This window comes from Streptomyces sp. AP-93 (assembly GCF_022808175.1).
Classification (GTDB): Bacteria; Actinomycetota; Actinomycetes; order Streptomycetales; family Streptomycetaceae; genus Streptomyces.
The window spans coordinates 304,243-321,350 of the sequence record NZ_JALGBX010000007.1 but is presented as its reverse complement, the minus strand read 5'-3'; the positions used below and the strand labels follow the sequence as shown (position 1 = coordinate 321,350).

12 protein-coding genes are annotated in these 17,108 nt (G+C 71.7%); 10 read left to right on the top strand and 2 right to left on the bottom strand.

Annotated elements, in window-relative coordinates:
* Nucleotides 1-34: 34 nt before the first annotated feature.
* Nucleotides 35-490: an Lrp/AsnC family transcriptional regulator gene (locus MTF69_RS14890; RefSeq protein WP_243334460.1), complete on the bottom strand. Its 456-nt coding sequence runs from the start codon at nucleotides 488-490 to the stop codon at nucleotides 35-37.
* A gap of 10 nt (nucleotides 491-500) precedes the next feature.
* Nucleotides 501-1,979, bottom strand: a complete 1,479-nt coding sequence (locus tag MTF69_RS14885) for an amino acid permease (protein ID WP_243334459.1) — start codon at nucleotides 1,977-1,979, stop codon at nucleotides 501-503.
* A gap of 309 nt (nucleotides 1,980-2,288) precedes the next feature.
* On the opposite strand from MTF69_RS14885, the gene MTF69_RS14880 reads away from it, so the two are divergent.
* The 10 genes from MTF69_RS14880 (at nucleotide 2,289) to MTF69_RS14835 (ending at nucleotide 17,050) form a co-directional block, all read left to right on the top strand.
* On the top strand, nucleotides 2,289-3,413 hold the full coding sequence (locus MTF69_RS14880; protein ID WP_243334456.1) for an LLM class flavin-dependent oxidoreductase: 1,125 nt from the start codon (nucleotides 2,289-2,291) through the stop codon (nucleotides 3,411-3,413).
* Entirely contained in the window at nucleotides 3,410-4,243 is an 834-nt protein-coding gene (locus MTF69_RS14875) for an SDR family NAD(P)-dependent oxidoreductase (protein ID WP_243334455.1), read from the top strand. Before MTF69_RS14880 ends, MTF69_RS14875 begins: the two co-directional genes overlap by 4 nt.
* A complete protein-coding gene (locus tag MTF69_RS14870) occupies nucleotides 4,240-5,370 on the top strand; it encodes a GDSL-type esterase/lipase family protein (RefSeq protein WP_243334453.1) in 1,131 nt (376 codons plus the stop codon). Before MTF69_RS14875 ends, MTF69_RS14870 begins: the two co-directional genes overlap by 4 nt.
* A gap of 139 nt (nucleotides 5,371-5,509) precedes the next feature.
* Nucleotides 5,510-6,466: an SCO0930 family lipoprotein gene (locus MTF69_RS14865; protein WP_279345793.1), complete on the top strand. Its 957-nt coding sequence runs from the start codon at nucleotides 5,510-5,512 to the stop codon at nucleotides 6,464-6,466.
* A gap of 172 nt (nucleotides 6,467-6,638) precedes the next feature.
* On the top strand, nucleotides 6,639-7,505 hold the full coding sequence (locus tag MTF69_RS14860) for a LytTR family DNA-binding domain-containing protein (protein ID WP_243334450.1): 867 nt from the start codon (nucleotides 6,639-6,641) through the stop codon (nucleotides 7,503-7,505).
* Nucleotides 7,506-7,867: 362 nt separating this feature from the next.
* Nucleotides 7,868-9,628 carry a cation acetate symporter gene (locus MTF69_RS14855; protein ID WP_243334448.1) on the top strand — a complete coding sequence of 587 codons (1,761 nt, stop codon included), beginning with the start codon at nucleotides 7,868-7,870 and terminating at the stop codon, nucleotides 9,626-9,628.
* Complete coding sequence (locus MTF69_RS14850; RefSeq protein ID WP_243334445.1) at nucleotides 9,625-10,860, top strand: sensor histidine kinase; 1,236 nt, start codon at nucleotides 9,625-9,627, stop codon at nucleotides 10,858-10,860. The genes MTF69_RS14855 and MTF69_RS14850 overlap by 4 nt, the downstream gene beginning before the upstream one ends.
* A 428-nt stretch (nucleotides 10,861-11,288) precedes the next feature.
* Nucleotides 11,289-12,875, top strand: a complete 1,587-nt coding sequence (locus MTF69_RS14845) for a DUF6056 family protein (RefSeq protein ID WP_243334443.1) — start codon at nucleotides 11,289-11,291, stop codon at nucleotides 12,873-12,875.
* A 114-nt stretch (nucleotides 12,876-12,989) separates the two neighbouring features.
* Nucleotides 12,990-15,881, top strand: a complete 2,892-nt coding sequence (locus tag MTF69_RS14840; protein ID WP_243334441.1) for a bifunctional glycosyltransferase family 2 protein/CDP-glycerol:glycerophosphate glycerophosphotransferase — start codon at nucleotides 12,990-12,992, stop codon at nucleotides 15,879-15,881.
* Nucleotides 15,881-17,050: a glycosyltransferase gene (locus MTF69_RS14835; RefSeq protein WP_243334440.1), complete on the top strand. Its 1,170-nt coding sequence runs from the start codon at nucleotides 15,881-15,883 to the stop codon at nucleotides 17,048-17,050. The genes MTF69_RS14840 and MTF69_RS14835 overlap by 1 nt, the downstream gene beginning before the upstream one ends.
* The last annotated feature ends 58 nt before the right edge of the window (nucleotides 17,051-17,108 follow it).

Below are 17,108 nucleotides of genomic sequence, written 5' to 3'. Positions count from 1 at the left end.
TGGCCCGTACGGCGCCCGGCGCGGCACAGGGGTGCTACGCCGGTGCGCCCGAGGTGAAGCGGCGCAGGAGCGGGGAGAGGACGAGCACGGACTTGGTGCGCTCCACGAAGGGCTCGCCCGCGATCCGCTCCAGGACCCGCTCGAAGTGCCGCATGTCGGAGGCGAAGATCTGCACGAGGGCGTCCGCGTCACCGGTGACGGTGGACGCGGACACGACCTCGGGGTAGCGCTCCAGCCCCCGCCGGATGTCGTCCGGCGAGGTGTTGTGGCGGCAGTACATCTCGATGAAGCCCTCGGTCTCCCAGCCCATCGAGGCGGGGTCCACGCGGACGGTGAAGCCGGTGATGGCTCCTTCGGCGCGCAGCCGGTCGACGCGCCGCTTCACGGCGGGGGCGGAGAGTCCGACCTCGGAGCCGATGTCCGCGAAGGAGCGGCGGGCGTCCTTGGCCAGGGCGTGCACGATGCGTTCGTCGAGATCGTTCAGTCGCACTGCGCGTGGATCACTTCTCTGCTGCGGCCGGGTCTGCTGCGGCCAGTCGGGAGCGGCGGATGCCGTACAGGAAGTAGATCACGAGCCCGACGGCCATCCAGCCACCGAAGACCATCCAGGTGACCCCCGGCAGCTCCGTCATCAGGTAGCCGCAGCACAGGAAGCCCAGGATCGGGGTGACCGGGAAGAGCATGACCCGGAAGGTGCGGTTCATCTCCGGGCGGGTGTAGCGCAGGATGACGACGGCGATGTTGACCAGGCCGAAGGCGAAGAGCGTGCCGATGCTGGTGGCGTTCGCCAGCTCGCCCAGCGGGATGAAGGCGGCCAGGAGTCCGCAGAAGAGGCAGACGATGATCGTGTTGACGCGGGGCGTGCCGGTCTTGGGGTCGACCTTGGCGAAGGCCTTGGGCATCAGGCCGTCGCGGGACATCGCGAAGAGGATGCGGGTCTGGCCGTAGAGGACGGCGAAGACGACGCTGGCGATGGCGACGATCGCGCCGGCGGCCAGGACGACGCTCCAGAAGGCGTGCCCGGTGACGTTCTCCATGATCTTGGCCAGGGCGGCCTCGCTGCCCTCGAACTCCTGCCACGGCATGGCGCCGACGGCGACCAGGGCGACGAGGCAGTACAGGGCGGTGACGATGGCCAGCGAGAGCATGATCGCGCGCGGCAGGTCCTTCTTCGGGTTCTTGGCCTCCTCACCGGCGGTGGAGGCGGCGTCGAAGCCGATGTAGGAGAAGAACAGCATGGAGGCGGCGGTGCTGATGGCGGTGACGCCGAGCGGGGCCAGCGGGGTGTAGTTGCCGGCCTTGATGCCCATGAAGCCGATGACGCAGAACATCACCAGCGTCACGATCTTGATGGCGACCATGATCGAGTTGATCCGGGCGCTCTCCTTGGCCCCGCGGAGCAGGAAGACCATGCAGAGCATCACCACGACCAGCGCGGGCATGTTGATGTAGCCGCCCTCGCCGAGCGGGGCGGAGAAGCCCTCCGGGATGGTGAGGCCGATGGTGCCGTCGAGGAACTCGTTGAGGTACTGGCCCCAGCCGACGGCGACGGCCGCGACCGAGACTCCGTACTCCAGGACCAGGCACCAGCCGCAGACCCAGGCGACGAGCTCGCCCATGGTGGCGTACGCGTAGGAGTACGAGGAGCCGGAGACCGGTATGGAGCCGGCCAGCTCCGCGTAGGAGAGCGCGGAGAACAGCGCGGTCAGACCCGCCACGATGAACGCGATGAAGACGGCGGGACCGGCGATCGGGGTGGCCTCGCCGAGGACGACGAAGATGCCCGTGCCGAGCGTCGCGCCGATGCTGATCATGGTCAGCTGCCACATGGTGAGCGACCGCTTCAGCGCACCGCCCTCGCCCTGGCCGCCTTCGGCGACCAGCTGCTCCACCGGCTTGCGGCGCAGCAGGGGGTGGGCGGGCTTGCGCGTCGCCGCGGGCTCGGAGGTGAGCGGTGGCGCCTGGCCGTGATCGAGCACGAGGGGACTCCTTTGTCACTGCGGGTGGGGTTTCAGGCGTCGACCGCAGCGGTCCGGAGCAGGAGCAAGCCGAGAAGGCCTGGGCATGGGGGACCGCCGAGCAGGCGGTCCACGCCACTCCACGTACAGCGAGTGAGCCTACGAGCTGAGTGATACCGCCCGTAATGCACCATCCTTGCACATTGGCGACTGATCGTTGCGCGGATCTGTCCTGGATGGTCCTTTGTTGCGCGGGGATGATCGATCAGTGCGCAGGCGATCCCGACCCGCATTCTTGACACTTCGTCAGATCTGCCGCAGCGTGCCGCCATGGACCTGGACGTGCTCTACGAGATCGACGTGCCGCGGCCCTGGCGGGGAGCCCACCCGCACGGCCAGCGGGCCGCTGAGCAGCGCGCTTACCGGGAGGCGGTGGAGCAGATCCGGCTCGCCGACCGGATGGGCTTCCGTACCGTCTGGGCGGTCGAGCACCACTTCCGCGAGGGCCGCTCGCACTGCCCGGCCCCCGAGGTCCTCCTCGGACACCTGGCCGGGCTCACCGAGCAGATCCGGCTGGGCTTCGGCGTGACCCTGACCCCCTTCGCCTTCACCCCGCCGCAGCGCATCGCGGAGAAGGTCGCCACCGTCGACGTGCTCTCCGGCGGCCGGGTGGAGTGGGGCACCGGGCGGTCCACGCCCATGGAGCAGGCGGCCTTCGGGGTGGACCGGGAGAAGTCCCGCGACGACTGGCGCGAGGCCATCGAGATCGTGACCGGAATGTGGCGCGAGGAGTACTTCGCGTACGAGTCGGAGCGTTTCGCCTTCCCGCGCCGCATGATCACCCCCAAGCCGGTGCAGGATCCGCACCCGCCCGCCTGGATGGCGGCCACCTCCCCCGGCTCCGCGGAGGTCGCGGGCGCGCACGGCCTCGGACTGCTGTCCTTCTCGATCATGCAGCCGCTGGAGGCGATGGCCGCCCAGGTGGCCGCCTACCGGGCGGCGGCCGCCGCCCCGCGACCGCTCACGGACGTCACCACGGACCGGGTCGCCGCCTACACCCTGGTCCACGCCACCCCGCCGCGGACCGACCCGGGCCCCCGGGTCTGGGAGTCGGTCGCCTGGTGGTACTCCAACCTGGCGCAGTTCACCCTGGAGTGGGAGCTGCCACACCTGAGCCCCGAGGAACGGGAGCGAACCTTCCCGCTGCTCACACCGATCCTCGAAGGGAACGTACCCGTACGGGAGTTCAGCGACGGGGACATGATCCTCATCGGGGACGCGGAGACGATCGTCACCAAGGCCAAGCGGTACGCGGACCTCGGCGTCGACCAGCTCATCTGCTACGTCCAGTGGGGGTACCTGGAACACCGGGAGATCCTGCGGACCCTGGAGATCCTGGGCAAGGAAGTCATCCCGGAGCTGGCCCGCTACACGCCCCGGAAGGCCTCCGCGTGAGCGGCGGCCCCGACACCTCCCCCGTCCCCGACACCTCCCCCGTCCCCGACTACGCCGCCCTGCACCGCCTCGACGGCCGCGCCCTCGTCCTGCTCGGCGCGGGCAACGGCATCGGCCGGCAGACCGCGCACGCGCTGGCCGCGGGCGGCGCCCGCCTGCTGTGCGTGGACCTGGACGAGGAGCGGGCCCGCGCGGTCGCCGCCGAGACCGGGGGCGTCCCGTACGCCGCCGACGTCACGCGCCGCGAGGCCGTACGGGAGCTCTTCGCCGCGGCGCCGGAGCTGCTCGGGGGCCGCCCGGTCGGCGGGGTCGTCGACATCGTCGGCATGGCCCGGTACGCCGCGCTGCCCGAGCTGGACGACGCCGGCTGGGACTGGCACTTCGACCTGGTGCTGCGGCACGCCTGGCTGGCCGTCCAGTACGGCGGCGAGGCCGTCGCCGCGGCCGGCGGCGGACCGCTGGTCTTCGTCGCCTCCGTCTCGGGGCTCACCGCGGCCCCTCTGCACGCCGCGTACGGGGCTGCGAAGGCCGGCCTGATGTCGTTGGTGCGCTCGGCGGCGGTAGAGCTGGGCCCGCGCGGGGTACGGGTCAACGCGGTGGCACCGGGGGTGGTGTGGACCCCGCGGGTCGCCGCCCTGCTGGGCCCCGAGGGGCGCCGCCTCAACGCGGAGAACGCCCCGCTGGGCCGGGTCGCGGAGACCCGGGACATCGCGGCCGCGCTGTACTTCCTGGCTTCGCCGCAGTCCTCGTACATGACGGGCCAGACGCTGGTCGTGGACGGCGGCGTCGGCGTGAAGTTCCCGTACCCGACGGTCGGAGGCGCACGATGAGCACAGGGGAAGCCGGACCGGACGCAGGAGTGGGCGCAGGCGTGGGCGAGGACCTGGGCGTGGACCTGGGCGTGGACCTGGGCCTGGGCGTAGGCGCCCCCGCGCCCCTGGCCGCGGGTGCGGACGCTGGCGCCGGGCCGTGGCTGGACCCGGCCCCCTTCCTCCGCGGCGTGGCCTGGCTGGACGGGGGACGCCCCGTGCGGGCCGATCCGGCCGACACCATGCGGCTGCCCTGGGACACCGGCGAGCGGGCCACCCTGCCCATCGGGGTGCGTCTGGAGTTCACCGCGCCCGGCGCCCGGGCGGTGGAGATCCACTACCGGGCGACCGTGCCCGGGCCCACCGACGCGCTCCGCGACCTCGCGCACGGGTTCGCCCTGTGGGACCGGCACGGGGTCGTGGGCGAGCTGTACACCGAGCCGGCCACCGAGGCCGTCGTGCGCCTCGAACTCCCCGGCGGTTCTGGCCCGTTCACCATCCACCCGCCCGAGACCCAGTCCCCGCTGATCCTCGGCCTGCGCGGGATCGGCGGCCCGCTCGCCCCCGCTCCGCCCGCCACCCGCTGGGTGGTGCACGGCGACTCCATCACCGAAGGCTGGTGGTCCACCCGGCCCGCGCACGGCTGGCCCTCGGTGGCCGGGCGGGCGCTCGGCTGGGACACCGTCAACCTCGGCTACGCGGGCGCCGCGCGCGGGGAGCTGGCCTGCGCCGAGCAGCTCGCCGGACTCCCCGCCGACGTCATCACCCTCGCCTTCGGCACCAACTGCTGGTCCCGCGTGCCCTTTTCGGCCCCGCTCCTGTACGAGACCACCCGCGCGTTCCTCGAACTGGTCCGCCAGGGCCACCCCCGGACCCCGCTGCTCCTCCTGTCCCCCGTGCTGCGCCCCGACGCGGAGCGCACCCCGAACAAGCTGGGCGCCACCCTGGGCGCCCTGCGCGACGCGATGGAGCGTGCCACCCGGGAACGGATCGCCGCCGGGGACGAGCGGCTGGTGCTGCTGCCGGGGCGGGAGGTGCTGGGCCCCGAGCACCTGGCGGACGGCCTGCACCCCAACGACGCCGGGCACCGCACGCTCGGCCTCGCTGTGGTCACGGCCATGAAGCGGGCCGGGTTCGGCGCGGGGTGAGTGAAACAGCCCACATCGGAGGAATTGAACAGACCGGCTCCGACGGGGCGTGTCCTGCACACAGTTGCCGCCGCTCCACTCCGCTCGGACGGAGGGACGCGGCGGCGCAGGCAGGGACACACACGTGGGAGAGATCAAGATGGGCATCAAGCGCGGAACCACCCTGGCGGCCGTGGCGGTCGCCGTCGCACTCACCGCGACCGCGTGCGGCGGGAGCGACTCGGCGGGCGACGCCGCCAAGCCGGCCGGAGCGGTCGCCGCTCCCTCCCAGGCCCCCTCCACGGGCGACGGCTACGGGTCCGGCTCGGGCTCCGACGACGCCGCCGCCGCGGCCGGAGACGCCAAGCCCGGCGGCCAACTGGCCATCGCCCAGGATGAGAAGCTCGGCTCCGTCCTCGCCGACAGCGCCGGCTTCACCCTGTACCGCTTCGACAAGGACACCGCGAAGCCGTCCAAGTCCTCCTGCGACGGGGACTGCGCGACGGTCTGGCCGGTGGTCGCGGCCGGCGACGCCACCGCCGCGGCGGGCATGGACCCGGCGCTGCTGGGCGAGGTGGTCCGTACCGACGGCAGCAAGCAGCTGACGGTGGCGGGCTGGCCCGTGTACCGGTACAGCAAGGACACCAAGGCGGGCGACACGAACGGGCAGGGCGTCGGCGGCACTTGGTTCGCGGCGGCCCCCGACGGCAAGAAGGCGGCGAAGGCGGCTCCCGCGCCCGGCGGCGCCGGCCAGGCCTCCGGCGCGCTGACCGTGGCCAAGGACCCGAAGCTCGGCGACCACATCGTCGACGGCAACGGGATGACGGTCTACCGCTTCAAGCCCGACACCGCGTGGCCCATGGTCTCCAAGTGCGAGGGCGACTGCGTGGCCAAGTGGCCGGTCGTACCGCCGGTGGACCGGGCGAACACCAAGGGGATCATCGAGAAGAACTACCTGGTGCTCGACCGCCCCGACGGCAAGAAGCAGCAGACGGTGAACTGCTGGCCCGTCTACACCTTCACCGGTGACAAGAAGGCCGGCGACATCAACGGGCAGGGCGTCGGCGGCACCTGGTACGCGGTGGCCCCCGACGGCAAGCTCATCACCGTCCAGTAGACCGGACCCGTAGACCACCACCTGTAGACCACCACCCGTAGACCACCACCTGTAGACCGGGCCGGCAGACCGGTCCCCCCTACCAACCGGCCGCGCGGCCCCCGCCCCCCTCCCCTGGGGTGGGGGCCGCGCACCGTTTCGCCCCGGCCGGGCGGAACCTAGACTCCGCATCATGCTGCGCGTACTGGCCGTCGACGACGAGAAGCCCCTGCTCGAAGAGCTCCTCTACTTGCTGCGCTCGGACGCCCGGGTGCACAGCGCCGAGGGTGCCTCGGACGCCACCGAGGCGCTGCGCCGGATCACCAGGGCGCTGGAGAGCGGCCCGGACGGGGCCGACGCCATCGACGTGGTCTTCCTCGACATCCACATGGCGGGGCTGACCGGGCTGGACATCGCCCGGCTGCTGGCCGGGTTCGCGCGGCCGCCGCTGATCGTGTTCGTCACCGCGCACGAGGGGTTCGCCGTACAGGCCTTCGACCTGAAGGCCGTGGACTACGTGCTCAAGCCCGTGCGGCCGGAGCGGCTGGCCGAGGCCGTGCGGCGGGCCTGCGCGCAGTCCGGCCGGTCCGGGGAGCAGCCCGCGGCGACCGCCGCCGAGGCCGTGCCCGCCGTACCGGCGGCCCGCACGGCCGCCCCCGACTCCCCCGGAGCCCCCGCGGCGGCCGCCGCCGCGCGCGGCGCGGACCGGGCCCCCGACCGCGCGCCCGACCAGATAGCCGTCGAACTGGGCGGCGTGACCCGCTTCGTGGCGATCGCGGACATCGCGTACGTGGAGGCCCAGGGCGACTACGCCCGGCTGCACACCGACGAGGGCGCCAGCCATCTGGTGCGGATCCCGCTGGCCACGCTGGAGGAGCGGTGGGCGGCGCGCGGGTTCGTCCGCATCCACCGGCGCCACCTGGTGGCCCTGGCCCGTATCGACGAACTGCGCCTGGACTCCGGGACCACCACGGTCCGCGTCGGTTCGGCCGAGCTCCAGGTGAGCCGCAGGCACACACGGGAGCTGCGGGACCTGCTGATGCGCCAGGCAATGAGCTGAATCACCCGCGGGACCCCGGCGGAAGCGGCCCCGGCGGAAGCGGTCCCGGCGGCGGGCACCGACCGTCCGGCGCGGCGACGCACCGTTCACCGCACCAGGAGGGACGTACGGCGATCCGCCCGGACCGCCGGCCGCAGCGGTGGCCGGGCCCGCGGAGCCGGAGATCGCCCTGCGGGACTGCGCGGAGCACCGCGATCCCGCCCGCCGAGCGGGTTCCGGCCTGACCTGCGAGAGGGCCTGTCGCCCGGTCCGGACGCGTGCATAGACTCCCGGGACCCCGACAGACGACCGGGACCCGACGCACGACCGGGACCCGGCACCCGCGCAGGGCCGCGCCCGCGCCGCAGCCGAAGGACCCGCCGGTGAACCAGACGTACGCGCTGACCGCGGTCGCCGTCGTCGTCCTGGTCACGGTGCTGGTCGGCGCGCTGGGCCTGCGGATATCCCGGACCACCTCGGACTTCTACGTGGCTTCGCGCACGGTCGGCCCGCGCCTCAACGCGGCGGCCATCGGCGGCGAGTACCTCTCGGCGGCCTCCTTCCTCGGCGTGGCCGGGCTGGTGCTGCTCCAGGGGCCACAGATGCTCTGGTACCCGGTGGGCTACACCGCCGGGTACCTGGTGCTGCTGGTGCTGGTCGCGGCCCCGCTGCGGCGCTCGGGCGCGTACACGCTGCCCGACTTCGCCGAGGCCCGGCTCGAATCGCAGGGGGTGCGCCGGATCGCGGTGCTGTTCGTGCTCGGCGTCGGCTGGCTGTACCTGCTGCCGCAGCTCCAGGGCGCGGGGCTGACCCTGGAGATCCTGACCGGGGCACCGCACTGGGTGGGCGGGGTGGTCGTCGCCTGTGTGGTGACGGCGGCGGTGGCGGCCGGCGGGATGCGGTCCATCACGTTCGTGCAGGCCTTCCAGTACTGGCTGAAGTTCACCGCCCTGCTGGTGCCCGCGTTCTTCCTGCTGGCGGCCTGGGCGGGGGACGGCGCTCCGCGCGCCTCCTTCGACGCCCCGGCGGTGTTCCGCGAGCACACCGCCGTCACGCTCGCCGAGGACGTACGGCTGTCCCTGGACGCACCGCTGACGGTGACGGTGACCGGGCACGTGGACGGGCACGCGTACGCCGGGCAGTCCGTGACCCTCGGCGCCGGGGAGCATTCCGTACGGGCGCACGCGCGGCTGGAGTTCGCCCCGGACTCCGCGGTGCCGCAGAGCCGGGCGGAGGCCGGGACGGGCGTGTCGAGCTGGTCGGAGCCGCTGTCCGGGGACCGGCCGGAGCTGCGGCTGTACGCGACGTACGGGCTGATCCTGGCCACCTTCCTCGGGACCATGGGTCTGCCGCACGTGGCGGTGCGCTTCTACACCAGCCCGAACGGGCGGGCGGCGCGGCGCACCACGCTGGTGGTGCTCGGCCTGGTCGGCGCCTTCTACCTGCTGCCGCCGGTGTACGGGACGCTGGGCCGGATCTACACCCCGGAGCTGGCCCTGACCGGGGAGGCGGACGCGGCGGTGCTGGTGCTGCCGGCCAGGGTGGTGGGCGGGCTCGCCGGGGAGCTGCTGGGGGCGCTGCTGGCGGGGGGCGCGTTCGCGGCGTTCCTGTCCACGGCTTCGGGGCTGACGATGGCGGTGGCGGGGGTGCTGCACCAGGACGTGCTGCCTTCGCGCGGGGTGCGGAGCTTCCGGGTCGCGGTGCTGGTGGCGATCCTGGTGCCGCTGGCCGGGAGCGCGCTGGTGACGGCGGTGCCGGTGGCGGACGCGGTGGGGCTGGCCTTCGCGGTGTCGGCGTCCTCCTTCTGTCCGCTGCTGGTGCTGGGGATCTGGTGGCGCGGGCTGACGCCGCCGGGGGCGGTGGCCGGGCTGGTGACGGGGGGCGGGGCGGCGCTCGGCGCGGTGCTGGCGACGCGGGCCGGGCTGGCCCCGGCGGGGTGGGCGAACACGCTGCTGGCGTGGCCGGCGGTGTGGTCGGTCCCGCTGGGCTTCCTGACGATGGTGGTGGTGTCCCTGGCCACGTGCGGGCGGATCCCGCCGGGCACGGCGGCGACGCTGGCGCGGCTGCACCTGCCGGAGGACGTGGCGGAGGCGGCCCCCGCGGCCGGCGGAGCACCGCTCTCGACGAAGGGCGGCGCACCATGACCGGAGCACTGCTCTCGGTACTTGCCGTGGCCGGCGGGGCGCTGCTGCTGGGCGCCGGCTGGCTGGCGGGGCTCCGGCAGGCCCGGCGGGGCGAGCGTGCCCTCGGCCTCGACCTCGGCACCCCCGTCGAACGGGCCACCTTCCACACCCTGCACACCGCCTCCCTCGCCGCTCCCCCGCTGCGCGCCGGCCTCACCGAGGAAGCCGCCCGCAAGGCCGCCCGGCGCCTGCGCTCCCTCCTCGGCACCGAGGCCCTGTGCCTGACGGACCGCGGACACGTCCTCGCCTGGGACGGCCCGGGCGCCGACCACCACGAGCACCGCGTGATGGCCCGGGTCGCGGTGATGCTGGATTCGGGGCGCAGCCAGAGCGTGCGCACCGAGTGCGAGCGGCCCGACTGCCCGCTGAAGTGGGCCGTGGTGGCCCCGCTGACCGGCGAGGACGGCGTGCTGGGCGCGCTGGTGGCCTACGGGTCGCGGGAGTCGGCGGTGCTGGTGCGGGCCGCCACCGAGGTCGCGCGGTGGGTGTCCGTACAGCTGGAGCTGTCCGAGCTGGACCGTTCGCGGACCCGGCTGATGGAGGCCGAGATCAAGGCGCTGCGCGCGCAGATCTCCCCGCACTTCATCTTCAACTCCCTGGCGGCGATCGCCTCGTTCGTACGCACCGATCCGGAGCGGGCACGGGACCTGCTGCTGGAGTTCGCGGACTTCACCCGCTACTCCTTCAGGAGGCACGGGGAGTTCACCACGCTGGCCGAGGAGCTGCGGTCGATCGAGCAGTACCTGGCGCTGGCAGGGGCCCGCTTCGGGGAGCGGCTCAAGCTGACCTTGCAGGTGGCGCCCGAGGTGCTGCCGGTGGCGCTGCCGTTCCTGTGCCTGCAGCCGCTGGTGGAGAACGCGGTCAAGCACGGCCTGGAGGACTCCACCGAGGAATGCAAGATCACCATCTCGGCCCGGGACGCGGGCGCCGAGGCGCTGATCACCATCGAGGACAACGGCGTCGGGATGGATCCGGCCCTGCTGCGCCGGATCCTGGCCGGGGAGCAGCCGGGCTCCTCCCCGGGCATCGGGCTGCCCAACGTGGACGAGCGGCTGCGCCAGGTCTACGGGGACGGCCACGGGCTCGTCATCGAAACGGGCGTGGGCGCGGGCATGAAGATCACCGTGCGGATCCCCAAATACCGCGCGGGCGTACACAGCTCGACCCCACCCGGCCGCTTCCCCCGGCGCTGACGATCCACCGGGGAGACTTTCGTCACCGACCGTGACGGCTCCCCCGTGACCGCCGCCGGACCCGAGGCCGTCGCCACGCCCATGTACACCCGCCTCCACACCCGCCTCCACACCCGTCGCCACACCCGTCGCCACACCCGTCGCCACACCCGTCGCCACACCGTCTCCACACCCGTCACGGACGGGGCGCGCGGAGCCCGCCAGGACGGGCCCGGCGCCCGGCGACCGAAGGGCCCAATGGGGTCTCGCTCACTCATATGGAGTAAGTTCCATGGTGTGGACGGAGGCTCACAGGTCCCGCGCGGCCTCCGGATGCCGGTGGGCGCGCACCGTGCACATCGATGCGACCGGGCCCACCCCTGCGCTGACCTCTACGGCAGGCGCGATCGGCCGAAGGCCCGACCGGCGCCGCTGTTAAGGATTGGTGAATGAGGACTGACGTGCCCCAGGAGGAGAGCCCTCGGGCGGATTCCCCCGGTTCTTCCCCCGAAGCGGGCCGTGGCAGCGACCGGCGTGCGTTCGCGCGCGGGCTCATGCTCGGCACCTCCGGAATCCTCGTGGCCGTATCCGGGGCCATGGTCGCCGTCGGGTGCTTTCTCGGGCTCTACGTGCGGCCCACCTCGGACGACTGGTGCGCCGCCTGGAAATCCCGCGACATGGGAGTCTTCGGCATCACGTCCGACTTCTACATGACCCAGAACGGCCGGGTCGCCAACGCCTTCCTGAGCGGCGTCATCTACGGCGACGGACTCATCGGCACCAAGATCCTGCCGACCGTCATCGCGGTCACCTTCACGCTCGGCCTGGTCCTGCTCGGCAGCCAGTTCATGCGGTTCCTCGGCGCCAGGCCCCGGCTGCTGCTCCTGATCGCCGCCGCCCTCGTCCTCCAGGCCCTCCTCTACTTCGCCGGAACCCGCAGCTACCAGGCACTGCTGTGGGCCCCCGCCACCATTTCCCACACCATTCCCAGCGTCATCGGAGTGTGGGCGCTCCTGCTCGGAATCTGGACCGTCCGCCGGCCCGGCGGACGCGCCCGCACGGCCGGGTTCGTGGCGACGTTCCTCATCGCAGCCGCGCTCGGCACCCTGAGCGAGCCGTTCACGCTGGTCACCGGTCTCCTCGGGGCCGGCGCCGGACTGCTCGCAGTGCCCCGCTTCGGGCTCGCGCGGACCTGGCGCCCCTTCACCTGGTGCCTGACCTGGTGCTTCGGACTCCTCAGCGGTCTGGTCCTGCTCTACACCTCCCCCGGCGCCCGCTGGCGCCGCGCCCAGAACCCGTCCAAGGAGACCCTGCTCTCCCCGGAGGGACTCCGGGCCACCACCCACGACTGGCTGCTGATGTGGGACTCCGTGACCGGCCAGTGGGCCTATCTCGGAGCCGCCGCCGTCGGCATCCTGATCGGCCTCGCGGTCGGTCTGCGCTCCTCCTCTTCCGCTTCCGCCCCCGCTTCCGCCTCCGCCTCCGCCTCCGGTCAGCCGGAGGGCCTGCGCGTCGTCCCGCGGATGACGCGGATCGCCCTGTGGCTGCTCCCGGTGGCCGTGGTGGTCCTGGGCTCGTTCGCCGTGGCGGCGGGCCTGCGCAGCGGCTACGGCCCGACCGGCTGGTCCTACGCCCGGACCTGGACGAACTACCTGGTCCCGATGGTGCTGGCACTCTGCCTCTACGGGGCCCTGCTCGGGCGGTGGGCCGGCCGGCTCCTGGCGGGACGCACGACCACGACCCGGTACGTGCCGGTCGCGGTCGTCGCCGCGGGCGCCCTGGTCCTGGCCTCGATGGCCGCGCTCGTCCCGAGCGTCCAGAAGCTCACCACCACCACGGTCACCCGGTCGGTGGCATGGGACGCCCAGAACGCCCGCATCCAGAAGGAAGCCCGGCGGGGCGCCACCGACGTCGGGTACCGGCCGCTGCACATCGGGCACCTGGCCGAGCCCTTCTACACCAAGAACTACCAGCGTGACTGGGTCTCCGCCTGCGTATCGAAGTGGTACGGCATCGACCGGATCCACCGCCGCTGAGCGCGGTTCCCGTCGTCACGTTTCTCCAACGAACCGACTTGCCCAGAAATGCACTCGCGCATCGCCAGCCACCGACACGCCCTCCTGTGACCATTGTGTGACTGATGGGGAGATATGTTTGAGGGCAATGCCGTCGAGGAGAAGGTTGAGGTTGCTGTGCCGGACATATCCGTGGTCGTGATCGTATTTAACGATGCCGACCGGCTGCCGGCTGCGGTCCAGTCCGTACTGGAGCAGACGCTGCAGAGCGTCGAGGTCGTGATCGTCGACGACTGCAGTTCCGACCGCTCGTTCGAGGCAGCCCAGGAGCTGGCCGCAGCGCACCCCGGGAAGGTCCGCGCCTTCCAGCTCCCGGAGAACAGCGGCGCCGGCGGCGAGCCTCGCAACCTCGGCATCCAGCACGCCACGGGCCGTTACGTCATGTTCCTCGACAGCGACGACGTCCTGGAGCGCAACGCGTGCAGGAACCTGTTCGAGTCGGCGGAGGAGACCCAGTCCGACATCGTGTCCGGACTGTGCGTCCGACTGCACAAGGACACCCGGAACCAGAAGCGCGACGAGTGGTACTCGTGGATCTACTCGACCACGCGCACGCTGGAATCCGTCACCGACTTTCCCGACCTGTTCGTATGGGACACCCTGTCGACGAACAAGTGCTATCGCCGTGACTTCCTCCTCGAGAACGATCTCCGCTTCCCCAAGGGGATGCTCTACGAGGACCTGATGTTCATCGCCGACGCGTACCTGGCGGCCAAGCGCATCACGCTGATCCCCAACCAGGTCTATTTCTGGCACGTCCACGAACAGGCCGCAGAGAAGTCGGTGACCAACAGCCGGCACGAGATGGCCAACTACGTCCACCGGCTGGAGATTCACCGTCGCATCGACGCCCTGCTGGAACGGCACGGGCTGAGCGACCTCAAGCTCGCCAAGGACGTCAAGTTCCTCAAGCACGACCTGGTGCTGCACCTGCGCGACCTGCCGTTCCGCGACGAGGCCTACCGCCTGGAGTTCGCCAAGCACTCCCAGGAGTACCTCGCGGGCATCGCCCCGGAGGCCTACGCGAAGGTCCAGCCCATCCAGGCCATCTGCGCCTACCTGCTCAGCCAGGGCGACTGGGAGCGCCTGATCCCGGCGGTCGACAGCCTCACGAACCGCGACAAGATCTCCTCCCCGCTGGCCGAGCGCGAGGGCCGGATCTACTGGTGCGACCAGTATCTCGACGACGCCTTCGCCCGCAGCGTCCTGGACGTGACCGACCTCGGTTACCACCAGAAGCCGGTCGGCCAGATGTTCCTGCGCAACGGGATCTCCAGCCTCACGGTCGAGGGCACCACGATCCGGATGACCGGCCGCATCACCAATCCCCTGGGCGTGATCGCGCCCGGCGCCCGCCTGGAGGGCGAGCTGCAGTTCAGCGCCCGGCGCCGCAGCCTGCAGTCCTTCGCGTTCCCCGTGCGGGTCCTGCGGCACGACGGCGAGTCGGTCCACTGGGAGGCGGAGGCGGACCTCACCAAGGACCTGCGCCCGCTGGGGATCATCGACACCGTGTGGGACGTGCGCCTCGCCGTGGACGTGGACGGGGCCCGCACGACGACACGGCTCACCGTGGGCGACGTCGACCTGTCCGGCGGCGTGCTGCCCGTGCGACCCCGCCTGACCCGCATGGTGGCCGATCACCTCGAGCCCCACGCCTCCGCGAAGGGGCACCTCGCCTTCCGCCTCGTCACCGAGAACCAGACGAACGAGCGCGTCCTCGAACTGATCGAGCGGGGCGTGCGGGGCAAGCCGGGGGCCCTGGCCAAGTCCGGGTACCGCAAGGCGAAGTCGGTGCGCAAGAGCCTCACTTCCACCGAGACCAAGCTCCGTCTGTACCACGAGGTCTTCAGCCGGCTGCCCATCAAGAAGCGCACGGTCGTCTTCGAGAGCATGATCGGCCGGCAGTACAGCGACAGCCCGCGCGCCATCTACGAGGAGATGCGGCGCCAGGGCCTCGAATTCGAAGCGATCTGGTCCTACCGCGGCAGCCCGAAGGGCTTCCCCAAGGACGCCACCCTGGTGCGCGCCTGGTCGCTGCCCTACCTCAAGGCACTCGCCCAGGCCGAGTTCTGGGTGGACAACCAGAGCTTCCCCCTCAAGCTGACGAAGCGTCCCGAGACCACCTACATCCAGACCTGGCACGGCTCGGCGCTCAAGCGCATGGGCTTCGACCTGCCCGAGCTCAAGGCCGCCACACGAGCCCGGCAGCAAGCGCAGCAGGCCGGGCTGGACCGCTTCGACCGCTTCCTGATCCGGTCCGAACACGACGTACAGACCCTGGCCAAGGCCTTCCGTCTGCCGGAGAAGGCCCTGCTGCGGGTGGGCTATCCGCGCAACGACGCGCTGGCGCAGGCCCGTCAGCGCGAGGCCGACGGCGGAGCGCGCGAGCGGGGCCCGCTCGCGGCCGAGCTGGGCATCGCCGGCGACAAGAAGGTCCTGCTCTACGCGCCCACCTTCCGCAAGGCGGGAGGCCGGCTGTCCCACTTCGAGCTCCCGTTCGACGTGGAGCGCTTCGCCGACGAGTTCGGTGACCGTTACGTGCTCCTCGTTCGCGCGCACTATCTCAACCACGTGGTTCTGCCGCCCACCGTGCGCGGCCGGGTCATCGATGTCTCCGCGCACCACGATGTGACGCCCCTGCTGAATCTCGCGGACGCGATGATCACGGACTACTCCTCCGTGATGTTCGACTACGCGCTGCTCGACCGGCCGATGCTCTTCTTCACGTACGACTACGAGGAGTACGTCAACCAGGACCGCGGCACCTACTTCGATCTGCTGGAGCACGCGCCCGGTCCGGTGTTCAACACCGAGGACGAGTTCCACGAAGCAGTGAGGTCGCTGGACACCCAGGCGTCCGAATACGCCTCGAAGCGGGAGCAGTTCGGCGCGCGGTTCGGCGAGTACGACCAGGGCAATGCCAGCCGGAGCATCATCGATCAGTTCTTCGCGCACTGGAGGCGTTAATGACCCAGCAGACCGCAGCCACGACCCGGGACATCTTCTTCGTCTCCAACAGCGTGAACGAGCTGGGAGGCATCACCAGCTGGTCCCACCAGATGGCCCGCCTCTTCAGCGCACGGGGCCACCGGGTACACGTCCTGGGCGTCACGCCGCCGCCCGAGGGGCGCAGCCAGGAACTCGGCGACCACCTGCCCTACCGGACCACCACGCTCTACGACGCGCACCCTCCGAGCCCCAAGGCCCTTCGCGGGCTCAAGGGCAAGCTGAACCTCGCCGAACAGCGCCGGCAGGCCGCCCGTGACGCCGGCATGCGTGAGCAGGCCGCGAAACTCACGGAGCTGTTCCGGGCCGCACGCCCCGGTGGGATCGTCATCGTCACCCAGGTCTGGGCCATGGAATGGGTGTCGCTCGCCGACACCTTCGGGCTCACCGTGATCGGCATGAGCCACGAGTCCTTCGCGACCTGCCGCGGCTCTTCGCGCTTCCATCGCGTGAAGCGGTTCTACAAGGACGTGGACCGCATGCTCACCCTCACGCGCGAGGACGCGGACCTCTGGATACGCCAGCGGTTCGACAACGTCGGCTTCATGCCCAACCCCCTGCCGTTCTTCCCGGACGAGCCGTCCGAGCGCGAGTCCAAGACGGTGGTGAGCATCGGCCGTCTGCACGAGGAGAAGGGCGTCGACCTGCTCCTCGACGCCTGGGCCCAGGTCGCACCGGACCACGAGGACTGGACGCTGCGCATCTACGGCGCCGGCGAGGAGCAGGAGGCTCTGCACAAGCAGAGTGCGGCGCTGGGCATCGAATCCTCCGTGGAGTGGATGGGACGTACCAGCGACGTCCCGGGGGCTCTGCGCGACGGTTCCGTCTTCGTCCTGAGTTCCCGTGGCGAGGGCTTCCCCCTGGCTCCCATGGAAGCCATGGCCACCGCCGTGCCGTGTGTCGCCTTCGACGTCGCCCCCGGAGTCCGGGAGATCATCACCGACGGCGAGGACGGACTGCTCGCGTCCCCCGGCAACACCGCCGAACTGGCCCGGCAGCTCGGGAGGTTGCTGGCGGACAAGGAGCTGCGGGACCGCATGGGCGAGGCTGCCCGCGTGAACATCCAGCGCTACTCGACCGACCGGATCGTGAGCCGTTGGGAAGGCCTGTTCGCCCTTCTGGGCGAGTAGACCCCCTCCCGCCTCCCGCGGGCAGGACAACTCGAAGGGGGCCACCGGCACATCGCCG

What these genes read in the sequence shown, in the direction of transcription:
- MTF69_RS14845 (WP_243334443.1), top strand. Translation starts at nt 11,289, where the DNA reads ATGAGGACTGACGTGCCCCAGGAGGAGAGCCCTCGGGCGGATTCCCCC.
- MTF69_RS14870 (WP_243334453.1), top strand. Translation starts at nt 4,240, where the DNA reads ATGAGCACAGGGGAAGCCGGACCGGACGCAGGAGTGGGCGCAGGCGTG.
- MTF69_RS14865 (WP_279345793.1), top strand. Translation starts at nt 5,510, where the DNA reads ATGGGCATCAAGCGCGGAACCACCCTGGCGGCCGTGGCGGTCGCCGTC.
- MTF69_RS14880 (WP_243334456.1), top strand. Translation starts at nt 2,289, where the DNA reads ATGGACCTGGACGTGCTCTACGAGATCGACGTGCCGCGGCCCTGGCGG.
- MTF69_RS14840 (WP_243334441.1), top strand. Translation starts at nt 12,990, where the DNA reads ATGTTTGAGGGCAATGCCGTCGAGGAGAAGGTTGAGGTTGCTGTGCCG.
- MTF69_RS14850 (WP_243334445.1), top strand. Translation starts at nt 9,625, where the DNA reads ATGACCGGAGCACTGCTCTCGGTACTTGCCGTGGCCGGCGGGGCGCTG.
- MTF69_RS14835 (WP_243334440.1), top strand. Translation starts at nt 15,881, where the DNA reads ATGACCCAGCAGACCGCAGCCACGACCCGGGACATCTTCTTCGTCTCC.
- MTF69_RS14860 (WP_243334450.1), top strand. Translation starts at nt 6,639, where the DNA reads ATGCTGCGCGTACTGGCCGTCGACGACGAGAAGCCCCTGCTCGAAGAG.